13 protein-coding genes are annotated in these 14,145 nt (G+C 30.8%); 10 read left to right on the top strand and 3 right to left on the bottom strand.

The genetic code is table 11. From position 1 onward, the window contains the following. Positions 1 to 11: 11 nt before the first annotated feature. A complete protein-coding gene (locus ABHQ57_RS10125) occupies positions 12 to 971 on the top strand; it encodes a patatin family protein (RefSeq protein ID WP_125344893.1) in 960 nt (319 codons plus the stop codon). Beyond that, entirely contained in the window at positions 968 to 1,861 is an 894-nt protein-coding gene (locus ABHQ57_RS10120; RefSeq protein WP_389863564.1) for a DUF72 domain-containing protein, read from the top strand. The genes ABHQ57_RS10125 and ABHQ57_RS10120 overlap by 4 nt, the downstream gene beginning before the upstream one ends. A 162-nt stretch (positions 1,862 to 2,023) precedes the next feature. On the opposite strand, the gene ABHQ57_RS10115 is transcribed toward ABHQ57_RS10120, so the two are convergent. Further along, positions 2,024 to 3,472: a S41 family peptidase gene (locus ABHQ57_RS10115; protein WP_389863561.1), complete on the bottom strand. Its 1,449-nt coding sequence runs from the start codon at positions 3,470 to 3,472 to the stop codon at positions 2,024 to 2,026. A gap of 157 nt (positions 3,473 to 3,629) precedes the next feature. Here ABHQ57_RS10115 and ABHQ57_RS10110 point away from each other — a divergent pair, with 157 nt between their 5' ends. The 8 genes from ABHQ57_RS10110 (at position 3,630) to ABHQ57_RS10075 (ending at position 13,157) form a co-directional block, all read left to right on the top strand. After that, positions 3,630 to 4,139 carry an RNA polymerase sigma factor gene (locus tag ABHQ57_RS10110; RefSeq protein ID WP_253056514.1) on the top strand — a complete coding sequence of 170 codons (510 nt, stop codon included), beginning with the start codon at positions 3,630 to 3,632 and terminating at the stop codon, positions 4,137 to 4,139. Beyond that, on the top strand, positions 4,126 to 4,596 hold the full coding sequence (locus ABHQ57_RS10105; RefSeq protein WP_047788703.1) for a hypothetical protein: 471 nt from the start codon (positions 4,126 to 4,128) through the stop codon (positions 4,594 to 4,596). The genes ABHQ57_RS10110 and ABHQ57_RS10105 overlap by 14 nt, the downstream gene beginning before the upstream one ends. Positions 4,597 to 4,636: 40 nt before the next feature. Then, entirely contained in the window at positions 4,637 to 5,152 is a 516-nt protein-coding gene (locus ABHQ57_RS10100; RefSeq protein WP_047788704.1) for a DUF4252 domain-containing protein, read from the top strand. A gap of 57 nt (positions 5,153 to 5,209) precedes the next feature. Beyond that, the gene (locus tag ABHQ57_RS10095) at positions 5,210 to 5,770 is read left to right on the top strand and encodes a DUF4252 domain-containing protein (RefSeq protein WP_281979225.1); all 561 of its coding nucleotides are present in this window, start codon (positions 5,210 to 5,212) and stop codon (positions 5,768 to 5,770) included. Between the two features lie 82 nt (positions 5,771 to 5,852). Beyond that, positions 5,853 to 8,585 carry an IPT/TIG domain-containing protein gene (locus tag ABHQ57_RS10090; RefSeq protein ID WP_167713771.1) on the top strand — a complete coding sequence of 911 codons (2,733 nt, stop codon included), beginning with the start codon at positions 5,853 to 5,855 and terminating at the stop codon, positions 8,583 to 8,585. A 103-nt stretch (positions 8,586 to 8,688) separates the two neighbouring features. Next, the gene (locus ABHQ57_RS10085) at positions 8,689 to 11,136 is read left to right on the top strand and encodes a M1 family metallopeptidase (protein ID WP_167713772.1); all 2,448 of its coding nucleotides are present in this window, start codon (positions 8,689 to 8,691) and stop codon (positions 11,134 to 11,136) included. Positions 11,137 to 11,220: 84 nt separating this feature from the next. Further along, positions 11,221 to 12,417 (top strand): hypothetical protein, encoded by a 1,197-nt coding sequence (locus tag ABHQ57_RS10080; RefSeq protein ID WP_159490994.1) that lies wholly within the window; start codon positions 11,221 to 11,223, stop codon positions 12,415 to 12,417. 131 nt (positions 12,418 to 12,548) lie between these two features. After that, the gene (locus ABHQ57_RS10075; RefSeq protein WP_159490996.1) at positions 12,549 to 13,157 is read left to right on the top strand and encodes an alpha-ketoglutarate-dependent dioxygenase AlkB; all 609 of its coding nucleotides are present in this window, start codon (positions 12,549 to 12,551) and stop codon (positions 13,155 to 13,157) included. A 43-nt stretch (positions 13,158 to 13,200) separates the two neighbouring features. Here the strand turns inward: ABHQ57_RS10075 and ABHQ57_RS10070 are convergent, their stop codons facing one another. Together ABHQ57_RS10070 and ABHQ57_RS10065 are read right to left on the bottom strand one after the other, a co-directional pair. Next, positions 13,201 to 13,521, bottom strand: a complete 321-nt coding sequence (locus ABHQ57_RS10070; RefSeq protein WP_047788709.1) for a hypothetical protein — start codon at positions 13,519 to 13,521, stop codon at positions 13,201 to 13,203. 81 nt (positions 13,522 to 13,602) lie between these two features. Further along, positions 13,603 to 14,064 (bottom strand): hypothetical protein, encoded by a 462-nt coding sequence (locus ABHQ57_RS10065; protein ID WP_047788710.1) that lies wholly within the window; start codon positions 14,062 to 14,064, stop codon positions 13,603 to 13,605. Between the last annotated feature and the right edge of the window lie 81 nt (positions 14,065 to 14,145).

Below are 14,145 nucleotides of genomic sequence, written 5' to 3'. Positions count from 1 at the left end.
AACTTAAATCAATGAAAAAAGCCCTAGTAATTTCAGGAGGAGGAAGTAAAGGAGCCTTTGCGGGCGGTGTTGCACAATACCTGATGAAAAATAAAAATAAAGATTACGACATGCTTTTAGGAACATCAACAGGTAGTTTAATGGTTTCGCATTTGGCTTTGGGTATGATTGATGAATTAAAAGAAATATATACATCGGTAGATCAAAAAGCTATTTTTAGTAACAGCCCATTCAGAGTAAAATCGGTACATGGAGAAAAGGTGGTTTCTATACGACATAGAAACACGATTTGGAACTTTTTAAATGGTCGTAAAACTTTTGGTGAGAGTAAAAACTTACGAAAGCTTATAAGTAAAAGTGTTACTAAAGAAATGTACGACGAAATTAGAAGGCTGAATAAAGAGGTTGTAGTAACAGTATCCAATTTAACCGCGAATCAAATTGAGTACAAATCTATCTTAGAATGTGAATATGAAGATTTTTGCGATTGGATTTGGGGTTCGTGCAATTATGTACCTTTTATGAGTTTACTAGAAAAAGATCATTGTCAGTATGCTGACGGTGGTTTTGGAAGTTTAATACCTATACGAGAAGCCATAGCAAGAGGAGCAACGGAGGTGGATGCCATTATTTTAGCAACAGAAGTAACACAAATGAACAGATTGCCTGCTAAGAACCCTTTTTCGCTGATGATGGATACCTTTGATTTTATGTTGGAGAATGTTGAGCGGCATAATATTACTATAGGAAAGCTTTCTGCAAAACAACACAATGTAAAACTGAATTTATACTATACGCCAACGGTATTAACAACCAATTCGTTAGTTTTTGATAAAGAGAAAATGAAGAAATGGTGGAAATCGGGCTATAAGTATGCGAAAAAGCTGAATGATGATAGAATGACAGAGTTTAGACCAGAGATGGTAGATAATCAAGAAATAGAGGAAGGAATAGAAAATAGTGAAGTATGAAGTTTGGAAAAGTAGCACAACCAGAGTTAATAGATTTTACATTACCTGAAACACACCCTAAAACAATAGAGCTATTAAACTCTTATGAAAAGAGTGGTAAACCTAATGTGTATGTGGGCTGTGCAAAATGGAATAAAGCAGATTTAAAAGGATTTTATCCGAGAGGAACCAAAGATGAATTGGAGTATTATTCGAAACAGTTTAACTCAATAGAGCTCAATGCTACTTTTTACCGACAGTTTCCTGCAGAACAGTTTGAAAAGTGGAAAGCTAAAACCCCTGAGAACTTTAAATTCTTTCCCAAACTAGGGCAGGAGATAAGCCATTGGAAGCGTTTACAGGGTGTACAAGATGCGGTGAATGTTTATTTAGATAATGCCTCGCATTTGCAAGAGAAGTTAGGTACCATCTTTTTACAGTTACATGCTAATTTTGGAAATAAAAACTTTGATAGATTACAAAACTTTGTAGTGAGCTGGCCTAAAGGTATACCATTAGCTATAGAGGTACGCCATCCAGATTGGTTTGAAGATACAATGGTGTTTGAAGAGTTTACACAGCTGTTTGAAGAACATAACATAGCCAATGTGTTAGTAGATACAGCAGGTAGAAGAGATATGATGCATATGCGTTTAACGAATAACGAGGCTTTTGTTCGTTATGTTGGAGCAAATCACCCATCAGATTATACACGTTTGGATGATTGGGTGGTTCGTTTAAAAGAATGGAATGATTTAGGATTAGAGAATATTCACTTTTTTATCCATCAAAACTTAGAAGTAGAATCACCATTGTTGGCAGCCTACTTTATAAAAAAGCTAAACAAGGAATTAGGGGTTGACTTAAAGATTCCTAATGAAGAGAATAACCAACAAATGAGTTTGTTGTAATTTGTCTTAAACTTCAGACAGTACTGTCTTTAATCACAAGACAATGGTGTCTAATGGTACCGTATGCTAGTGTCGTGTGTAATAAGATGGTAGGTTATTGAATAAATAGTATTAAAAAATCCAGCTGAGTAAGCTGGATTTTATTTTATATCGTTTTGTTCTTTATTTCAACTCCACATACATATTGTTATAATCAGGGCGCATCATATTTGAATTCCATGATGGAGAAAATTGAACTCCTTTTTTCATTGTAGGTACTCCTTTTGCTCCTGTAGTAATGTATTGAATGGTTCTTTGTAATAAAGGTTCGTTAGGGTCACCTAAAATACCTAAGTTACCTGGATCTTCATCAATGATAACCTCAGGAATAAACCCTTCAGGAGCATTTTCACCATCTTTATTTTGAATTTCTAATACGATAGGTTGCATTGCCCACGTATGACTCTTTAAGTTATCGCCATTACGAGTATAATCGTCAGAATCGTATAAGGTAATAGAACCAACATGCTTTCCGTAAGTTTGAGTTCCTACTAACTTTACATCAATATAAGGCTTTAGTGCATTGATAACTAATTCGGATGCAGAGGCAGAATCATCAGAAACTATAAAGTAAATAGTATTTAGGTTTAAGCTATTAATAGCTTCATCCAATACTACATTTCCTTGTTGGTCTTTATTTAAAATCTGATTCGTAAAGTTATTGATTAATAAATCTGGGTTTGTTACCTCCATTACTTTATGATTCCATACTTGTTTCGCAAATAACTCATTGTTAAACTGTCCGGTAATCATACTTCCTAAATAAGTAGCTGTTTGTACAGAACCACCACCGTTATAACGTAAATCGATGATTAAGTCGGTAAGACCTGCTGATTGAAACTTAGCAAATTCAGCATTTAACTCTCCATCAAAGTTTCTAGAGAATTGATTGTACATTAAATACCCAATGGTATGGCTACCACTAGTAATTACATTGGTAACTTTTACAGGGTTTTCTGTTACTTGAGATTTGGTAACTGTAATAGTTGTTCCGTTACTAACAGGATTTCCTCCGTTATAATCAGCTAAATGAATAGTGAATGTATCATTATCTAATAAATCATTTACGTTGCTTCTGGTTATAGTTGTTCCGTTAATCTCAGTAATAATCATTCCACGAGTAACTCCTTGTGCATCGGCATTAGAACCAGTAACAACATCGTATACATATATATAATAGCCTCCAGAACCATCAGCATAGTCAGCTCCTTCTAATTTCATCCCACTTGTAAGACGTATTCCCGCAAAAGATTCTTCTAATGCAATATAATCGTCTACAATCCATGAATAGGTTCTGTTAGGATCTTTAGGGTATTCATTAGGCATGTACAATAAACTGTAAAATAAATTAGTAGGATCGTCATATCCTGATAAATAACTATACAGTTCATTATCGTTATTAAAACGTCTGTCAGCTAAGTCAGGGACTAAGTCTTGCCATAAGTAGTAAGCGTTTAAACCTTTCCAAACGAAATTTTGGACTTCAATATTTTTGGGTGCATCGTCTTTTTCACTACATGAAACAAGTAGTATTGAAAAAAAGATGATTAGGGATGCTTTTAATAATTTCATAAGAGTATATTAGTTGTAACAACAACGCAATTTACTGAATAATATTATTTTTTTATTATTGATGTAACAAACTTGAAACTGCGTCGTCGTAGATATGTAAACCTGTTAAATAAGACGCAATTGTTTTAATAGGCTTACAAAACTAATTAACCAAACCATGAACCAATCGGACTTTTTAAAAGTTGTATTACCATTTAAAGACAAAGTCTTTCGTTTAGCGAAAAGATTATTGGTTTCTACCGAAGAAGCTGAGGACGCTACACAAGAGTTGTACTTTAAATTGTGGAGAAATAGAGAGAAGCTCTCTAATTATAAAAATGTAGAGGCATTTGCAATGACCATGACGAAGAATTACTGTTATGACAGATTAAAGTCTAAACAAGCAAGTAATTTAACATTGGTTCATAGTAATTATAAAGAGAAAGACACTCCTCTAGAAAAGAGAGTAGAACATAAAGACAGTGTAAACCGAGTACATGAGCTTATAGAGAAGTTACCAGAGCAGCAAAAAATAATCATACAATTAAGAGATATTGAACAATATGATTTTGATGAAATATGTAAAATGGTTGATATGAAACCGACAGCTGTAAGAGTAGCATTATCAAGAGCTAGAAAAGCAATAAGACAAGAATTAATAAAACAACACAACTATGGAGTTAGCTAACATAGAGAAGTTATTAGATAAATACCTAGACGCAGAAACAACATTGCAAGAAGAGCAAACGTTACAAGAGTATTTTACCTCAAACAACGTGGCACCGCATTTGCAAGAATATAGTATGATGTTTGGCTATTTTAAACAAAGTAAAGACGAAACCTTTACGAAAACCATTCAGTTAAAACCTGAGAAAACTAAGAAGAACTGGAAATGGTTATCAGTAGCAGCGTCAGTAGTCTTACTATTTAGTGTATTCATGGGTAATGAAGAGTACAAAAAGTATCAACAACGTAAACAGTTTGCACAAATTAAAGAAGCGTTGCAACTAGTTTCAGTCAATTTAAACAAAGGAAACGATGCATTATATGCAGTTTCAAACAACCTAAAAAAAGGAAATGATGCTATTGAACAATTAGGAGCCTATGAAGAAACAGTAAACAAAGTAATAAACACAGTAAATTAATTAAGAAAGTAAAACCAAGTACTTATAAACCAAGAAAATCATGAAAAAAGTAATATTATTATTCGCATTCGTATTTATAGCTAATGTTAGTTTCGGGCAATCAATGTTCGATAAATTAGAAGACCTAGATGAGGTATCATCAGTAGTAGTAAATAAAGATGCTTTTGAGATTTTATCTAAATTCAAAGTAGAGTCAGAAGATAATGAAGCAATGGAGGTTTTTAAAATGATTCAAGACTTACAAGAATTAAAAGTATTTTCAACTGAAAGCGCAAAAGTGTCTGCTGAAATGGAAAGCATGGTAAAGTCTGCTATTAAAAAAAGTAATTTAATAGAGTTAATGCGTGTAAAAGACAAAGATTCTCGTGTTAAAATCTATGTGAAGTCTACAAAAAACAAAGACTTTGTAAGCGAAGTATTAATGTTTGTAAAAGACAAAAATTCTAATGGTAACTCACCAGAATCTGTAATAGTTTCGTTAACTGGTAATATCGACATCAACAAAATGTCAAAATTAGCAGAGACGTTTTCTAAAGACGGAAAGAAGAACAAATAAAAACAAATAAGGCAGCGTTAACAAATTAACGCTGCTTTTAATCAAAAACTAACAACAATGAAAAAACTATTTATATACTCAATTTTACTAGTAGCGTTTGTAACAGTTTCTTGTAAAACAGAATCTTTACAAAGCTATTTGGTAGAAAGCCAAGAAAAGGAAGGCTTTATTACGTTTGATGTACCCGCTAGTGTATTACAGTTAAGTATGGATAAGGCATCTGAACAAGATAAAGAAGCGTATGAAAGCATAAAGAAAATAAATATTACAGGAGTTCCTTATAATAAATTAGATGAAGCTAGTTATGAGGCGGAAAAAGAAAAGCTGAAAGCTATCTTTAAAAAATCTAGTTATAAAGAATTAATGAAATTCAAAAAAGATGGAGCGAATGCAGCAATTTACTACACAGGAGATGCTGATGCTATTGACGAAATCGTAGCTTTTGGTTACGGAAAAGAAATGGGAGTGGGAGTTGCACGAATTTTAGGAGAAAACATGAATGTTGGAAAGATTATGGAAATGATGCAAAAAGCTAAGATGGATGCAGGGAATTTAGATTTAAAGCAATTTAAAATGATTTTCGATGATAAACATCGTTCATCTGAAGAAACAGAATAAAAATTAGTATTGAAAATATAGAGAAGCCATCAGATTACCTGGTGGCTTTTTTATATATTTGGCAAATTTTCAAAAAAATTATATGAAAAATATTACTTTAAAGTTATTTTTAGTGCCATTAATTACGTTTTGTATATTATCGTGTGACACTGAAGAAAATGAAGAGTCTTTAGTTGATGAGGTAAAAATTAGTTCTTACAATATTGTCGATAATACAATAAATGGAGTAAGTACAAAGACAGAACTAGAGTTTCACAATACAAGCTATGATAACATTGTTTCTTATGGAATAAAATGGTTTAGAAAATCTAAAAAAGAATTCTATGAGAAAGAATACACAGGATTACAGTCAAGTTTTTTTGATGCGTCTATAACAGAGAAGTTATTAAAAGACTCAATTTATAAAACCTTTTCTTTTGTAAAGTTTAAAGATAAGATTATTACTAGTGATACATTAGAATTTATAAGCAATTTTACAACACCTATAGTTATTGATAGTATCTATCCTAAGAATGGTTTTATTTACGATACTTTAACAGTAAAAGGTAAAAATTTTTGTGATTCTGAATTTCGTAATCTAATTTATTTCAATGGAGGAGGATATAGACCTTTTTCAGTCTCAGACTCCATAATGAAAGTTGTTATCCCTCCATATTTAAAAACTTCTAACCTAAGTTTAGGAGTAAGAACTTGTGCAATAACCAAAAACATAAAAGACATATATACAATAAACGCCCCTATATTAGATTCTATTGAGTCTAAAGAAAGGTATGTAGGAGAAGTATTAAAACTTTATGGTAAAAATTTACACCATTCTATATCAGAGTTATGGTTAGATAATATTAAAACAGAAATTAAGTATACTGATTATAAAGATACTTTATTGGTTATAGTACCAAAGGGTTTATCAAAAGGGAAAGTAGATTTAAAGTTAAAAGTTTTAGATAGAATTACAGAGAAGAAAAGTTTTTATCAAACTACTAGTCCATATATTATTTCTACTATCCCTGAAACAATAGGTTTTTTTGATATAGTTACGATTAAAGGAAATTATTTTAAACAAGGAAATGAAATTCCAAGAGTAACTATAGGAGGATCAAATCAAACTTTATTAAGTTACAATAAAGAAGAAATCAAAATATTAGTAAACAGATATTTTTATACCTCCAATCCAGAGTTAAAAATTGAGATTAATGGTTTTGTAGATGTAGCTACAGTAAAAATGAGAGCTCCAAAAATTTTAGAGTTTGGCAAACCAAAATATCACTTTACAGATGAAGTTGTTATTAAAACAGATGCTTTTATTGATAGAAATAATTTAAAAATAGGAAATACCCCTGTAAAGTATGGAAATAACTATCAAATAGATGATGATGGTGCTATAAAGATATCCTTAAACGAGTGGTTACATTTAAATACATATTACCCAAGTTTTGTTATGGAAGAAGAGGGTAAATTAAAAGTGGAACTAGAAAATCAATTTGGATATGACTCTTCTATGATACAAATTTATCCACCTCAAATTAACTCATTAGATAAAAAAGTTTACATGTACGCAGATAACGTTACTATTAAAGGAAACGACTTCGGATATGGCAGAATTAATAAAATTTATATAGATGGAGAGCTAGTTACAAACCCTAATAATTCTTCATATACAGTAAAGAATACCGAAATTAAATTTAGATTAGGAATTAATACAACTCCTGGTACACATAGATTATACGTAGAGGTTGGTGGACAAAAGTCAAATGAAGTAGAATATGAAATAGAGAAATCAGAAGTACATTCGGTTAGTAAAAATGAAGCTACAAGAAAAGATAATTATATCGTATATGGAGATAATATTGAAAGATTGTCCATTAAAGCAAATGGAGAAAATTGTGAAAATATATTGAGTAGCCCTACAAAATCTGAGTTTAAATTTCCTTATTATAGAAAACTAGAAGGTGATATAAAAATTACAGGATCTGTAGGAGATCAAAAATTTGATATAGCAACCTTAAAAGGAGTTGAGCCGCATAACCTGATCAATAATACGCTTGATAATATTAACCTTTTAGGAACTTGTATTTCTGGATCAAATTTTAAAGATTGGTATTTTATTAATTATTTAGGAGTCTTTAAATTTAATCACAGTTCTGAAAAATGGGATATGATTGATAATAATCCACCTCCTTTTTCAACTTTTATGGGAGAAGAAAGGGTGTTGACAGTTACAGATGCTGAATTAATATTACCTCTTAATGAATATATTTATAAATATGATATAATAAATAAAAGTTGGACTAGTCAAAAAAATGACATATTTGTTAATAAAGGAATCTTAATAGGAGATATACTTTATGGTATGGATTATAGTAAGTTATATGAATATAATGTAAAAACAAAAGAAAAAATTTATAGAGAAAAATTTAACACTTACAATTATGAAACAGTAACTTACGGAGACAATAAAATTTTTGTTAATCCTTGGCAAGGACAAGTATTCTATTTTGATATCATAACAAAACAATTTAATTATATAGGAAGACCAAGGAATCATTTTGGTACATATCAAAATGTAGCTTTAAAGTACTATAATGATAAACTTTATTATATAGGAGGTTTAACAGATGGAGGTAAAGAACATAGAATATATGAATATGATTTTACAGAAAATAATTGGAAAGAAAAAACCCCCATGCTAATTAAAGGCTTTGATAATTCTATACATATTAAAGATGGAGTCTTTTATATAGGTCTAGGAAAAGACTTATATGGCTATGATAATAAAACCTTAAATAAATATTATATAAATAAAGATTTATATTAAGTATATAAGAGCCATCAGATCATCTGGTGGCTTTTTCTTTTTAACGGCTCATTAACAAGCCTCCCAATAGAATTTCATATTTTTGAACTCTAAACAAAAACATATGAAATTTAACAAACTCCTTGTTTTTATCGCTGTTTTCTTTACAGCAAGCTTATTTTCCCAATCAAATAAAGTATATAGAGCTGAAAGAGATAAAGTTCATAATTTAGTTCATACGAAGTTAAAAGTAGATTTTAACTTTCAAGAAAAAGAAATGAATGGGGAAGAATGGGTAACCTTAACACCTCATTTTTATGAAACAGATAAAGTTACGTTAGATGCTAAAGCAATGGTTATTCATAAAGTAACAATGAATAATCAACCACTAGAGTATAATTATGACGACTATGAGTTAATTATCAACTTACCTCGTACCTATAAGCGAAACGAAGAGTTTACATTATATATTAAATATACGGCGCGACCAGAAAGGGTAAAACAAAAAGGAAGTGCAGCTATTACATCTGCAAAAGGGTTGTACTTTATCAATCCAACAGGTTTTGATAAAAACAAACCAACTCAAATTTGGACGCAAGGTGAAACCGAAGCAAGTAGTTGTTGGTTTCCAACAATTGATGCTCCAAACCAAAAGACATCACAGGAAATTTATATGACTGTTCCGCAAAAGTATGTAACGCTTTCTAACGGGAAATTAGAGAAGCAAACTACCAATGCTAATGGAACTCGTACCGATTATTGGAATTTTACTCAAAAACATGCACCATATCTGTTTTTTATGGGAGTAGGAGAATATGAGATTATTAAAGATAAATACAAAGATATTCCTGTAGATTATTATGTAGAGAAGGAATATGCTCCGTATGCAAAAGATATTTTTGGAAATACACCTGAAATGTTAGCGTTCTTCTCAAAAATTACAGGAATTGAATATCCATGGAATAAGTATTCACAAATTGTAGGGCGTGATTATGTAAGTGGAGCAATGGAGAATACTACGGCTGTAATTCATGGGGAAAGAGCGTATCAAACACCAGGACAATTAATTGATGAAAACGTACAAGAAAACACAATTGCACATGAAGTATTTCATCATTGGTTTGGTGATTTAGTAACTACCGAAAGTTGGAGTAACTTAACTGTAAACGAGAGTTTTGCTAATTACAGCGAGTATTTATGGTTAGAGTATAAATATGGAAAAGATGAGGCAGACGCGCATTTGTTTGAAGATATTGAAGGTTATAAAAGCGGACAAAATTTTGATAAACATTTAGTTCGTTTTTATTACGATGATAAAGAGGATATGTTTGATGCGGTTAGTTATAACAAAGGAGGCGCTATTTTACATATGTTACGTAACTATTTAGGAGATGAAGCTTTTTACGAAGGATTAAATACGTATTTAACAGATAATAAGTATGGAACAGGAGAAGCGCATCAATTACGTTTAGCTTTTGAAAAAGTAAGTGGTAAAGATTTAAATTGGTTTTTCAATCAGTGGTATTTTAACAGCGGACACCCGAAGTTATCTATTTCTTATGACTTTAATAAACTAAGAAAAACAGTAACCGTAAATATTATTCAATCTCAACTTAATGAATTTAAATTTCCGTTTGCTATTGATGTTTTTGAAGGAAGTAAAAGAACAAGACATAACGTGTTTGTTGAAGGAAGAGATGCGTCATTTACATTTCCTTTTACAAACCATCCAGATTTAATTCAAGTAAATGCAGACGGGGTATTGTTGTGCGATATTAACGAAAATAAAGTATTGAGCGATTATATTCATCAATTAAAATATGCTCAAAACTACGTGCATAAAAGAGAAGCTTTGTTAGAAGTAGCAAAACATCAAGATGATAAAAAAGCGTTTAATGCCGTTGCAGACGCTCTGAATAACGATTTTTATAAGATTAGGATTTTAGCCTTGGAGAACATTAATTTAATCAATAAATATTCAAAAAAGAATGTGATTGATCAAATAATGAAAATAGCTCAAAACGATCCAAAAACGTTGGTACAAGCAGCGGCAATTGAAACGTTAGGAAAGTTAACAGATCCAGCATTAAAACCGGTGTTTGAAAAAGGGTTAGAAAGTAAATCATATTCTGTGTTAGGAAAGTCGTTGGTAGGAATGTATTATATCGATAAGCAGCTAACCATTCAAAAATCAAAAACATTGCCTTTAGCAGTAAAAAAGATTATTGCAACACCATTAACGCGTATTTATTTAGAAGAAAATGATGATGATGAGTTAAGTTTCATTGCAAGTAATGTAATGTCTGGAATGTTTTTAAGTCCGAACAAGAAAATTCAATCATTGTATAAAAAAGCATTTGATAAGATTGGAAAAAGTAATAATACAGAGGCTATTCAAAACCTATCAGACGATATTGTAGCAAAAGGACTTCAATACAAACAATATAACTTTGATCAGGTAGGAGTTAACTTGTTACGTCAAATGGCTCAAATGCAAAAAACTAACAAACCATCAAATAAAGAAAAGCATCTTAAAGTTATTCAAATAGCTATGGCGAAGCTACTTGAATAAATAGTATAGTTTCATAAAGTTTAAGTTAAAAAGAATACTTAGTTTTGGCACAATAATTGAATTTTCTTGCGAAACTTAAACTTTATGAGAAAAACTACTTTACTACTTGTTTTATCAGTACTAGTACTAGCATCTTGTAGTAGTGTAAAAACTACTGAAAAGGCACTTAATTCTGGTAATTATGAGAAGGCAATTTCATTATCTATTGAAAAATTAGCTAAGAATAAAACCAAAGAAAAGAATCAACCACATGTGCTAATGCTTCAGGAAGCTTTTAGAAAAGCAACAGATAGAGATTTAGACAGAATTTCTTTTTTAGAAAAAGAGCAAAACCCTGAAAACTTTGAAACAATTTATACATTGTATCAACGTCTTAACAACAGACAAGAGCGAATAAAACCATTATTGCCATTACGAATTTTATCTTCTGGTAGAAATGCCAAGTTTAAACTTGTTAATTATACTGATGAAATTCTTGCGGCAAAAGAAAACTATGCTGGTTACTTGTACGAAAATGGTGTAGCCTTGCTAAATGAAGGATATAGAAATAAAATTAACTATAGAAGAGCTTTTGATGAATTAAGACACTTGGACAATATTAGTCCTAATTATAGAGATACAAGAAACTTAATAGAAGAAGCACATGCTAAAGGAATTGATTATGTACATGTTTCTGTTAGAAATAGAACAGATCAAATAATTCCAAAAAGATTAGAAAGAGATTTATTAGCGATTGATACGTATGGATTGAATGATTTATGGACACAATATCACGCTAAAAAGGATAGAAATATTCGTTATGATTTTGATTTAGAGTTAGATTTTACAGATATTTTAATTTCTCCTGAACAAGTACACGAAAAAGAAGTTATTAAAGAACGACGTATAAAAGATGGTTTTAAGTATTTAAGAGATAATAACGGAAACTATGTAAAAGACAGTTTAGGAAACAAAATAAAAGTAGATAAGTTTAAAAGAATACGTTGTAACTTTTATAAGTTTACACAATTTAAGAGTAGTAAAGTTACAGGTGTTGTAAAATATATTGACAATAGAACAAATCAGTTATTACATCGTTTTCCTATACAAAGTGAGTTTATTTTTGAACATATTTATGCTGATTATGATGGAGACAGAAGAGCTTTGGATAAATCGTTTATAGATTTACTAGATGAAACTTCAGTTGAGTTTCCTTCTAACGAGCAAATGGTATACGATACAGGAACCGACTTAAAACAGAAGCTCAAACATATTATCACACGAAATAAGTTTAGAAATTAAGACATCGTCATTCCGAATCCCGTTTCCAAAACTTCGGAGCGGGATGAAGGAATCTTTTCTAAATGATGAGATAGCCACGTCGCTGTTGCTCCTCGCTATGTCGTTTATTATTTAGTCGTATTTTTACAACGATGGATTTATTCTCACAATTTGATAATACCCCTAAAAACTTACTTCCGAAAGAAGGAACGGTAAACTATTATGGAATTGTTCTACCAAAAGAGGAAGCAGACCATTATTACGAAGCTTTATTAAATTCCATTGAATGGCGTAACGACGAAGCTATTATTTTTGGAAAACGCATGGTAACCAAACGAAAAGTAGCTTGGTATGCCGAACAGCCTTTTGAATATTCTTATTCTAACATTACAAAAACAGCCTTACCGTTTACGAGAGAATTGTTAGCGTTAAAAGAATTAGTTGAAAAAGAAACTGGAGAAACCTATAACTCTTGTTTACTGAACTTATACCACGATGGTTCAGAAGGAATGGCGTGGCATAGTGATGGGGAAAAAGATTTAAAAAAGAACGGAGCGATTGCGTCGTTGAGTTTTGGAGCAGAAAGACGTTTTGGTTTTAAACACAAACAGACGAAAGAAACGGTGTACAAAGTATTAGAACACGGTTCGTTATTGGTAATGAAGGACGAAACCCAAACCCATTGGCTTCACCGGTTACCACCTACAAAAAAAGTCCACCGACCACGAGTGAACTTAACGTTTAGAACGATTGTGAGATAGGGGTATATAATAGTAAATAGTTTACTTTTATTTTCTTTAGTATTTAGTCAATTTTTTCCAAAAGGAATTGATTATTACCTAAAACGGTTAAGTAGAACTTAGGAGGCATTCCCTTTTTCCAAAAAGCAAAATTATTTTCAATAAGCCACTCTCCGATTCTTTTATCTCTAAATTCCGGACAATCTTTCCAAAAACCACTTGTTATTTTTACCTTAAAGAAGCTGGAGTTTTCGATAGATAAATTAATTTCAGAGATGTTTTCTTCAAAAAAATCACGTCCTTTTACACCAACTCTAATTCCATATCCGTTTCCTTGTTGGTTATGTTTACCATCATTCCAAGCACTTACTGTTAATTTTTTCATTTAGATAATTTAAGTTCGAAAGTTTTATATTGAAAACTAATTCAAATATTGGTAGAATATAAAATAAAAAGAATAATTAAATTAAGTGTTTTTAGTTGTTGTTATTCCATGTAATTTTAAAACACCATTTTTAAATTCATATATTAATTCTTCAAAGTTTATATTTTCTATTAGTTGTTTTTCTTTTTCTTCTATTTCAAAACTCACCTTGGTTATCCAAGTATTAGAAATATTAGAAAAATCAGATTCAATCATTTTTTCATCTGATTCAATTTCAATTTCATAGTTTTCTGTTAATAGAATTATTTTTGCTCCTTTAGAAGTTTTTAAGTCTATTCTACTTAATAAAGTTGAATTCATGAATAAATAACCATTTAACTCCTGAAAACTTATCCAAAATTGCCCTTCTTTTGACTCAGCAATTTTAACACCAGAAATGTTTTTAATCTTTTCTTCAGTGTAGGTATCAACATGCAACCTTCGCATAGCTCTCATATTACCAAGAGCGGCTAATATCTTATCTTTTGTTTTTAAAATATTCATAGAGTAATTTTTACTTCAATATTAATAATAATTAACTTGTTCAAGTGTATAAGTCTGTTTTTGTAATTCATTAATCATAAT

It is taken from the genome of Tenacibaculum sp. ZH5_bin.1 (assembly GCF_042865525.1).
In the GTDB taxonomy this organism is placed as follows: Bacteria; Bacteroidota; Bacteroidia; order Flavobacteriales; family Flavobacteriaceae; genus Polaribacter; species Polaribacter mesophilus.
Note: the sequence above shows the minus strand (reverse complement) of the source record. Positions and strands in the feature narration are given on the sequence as shown.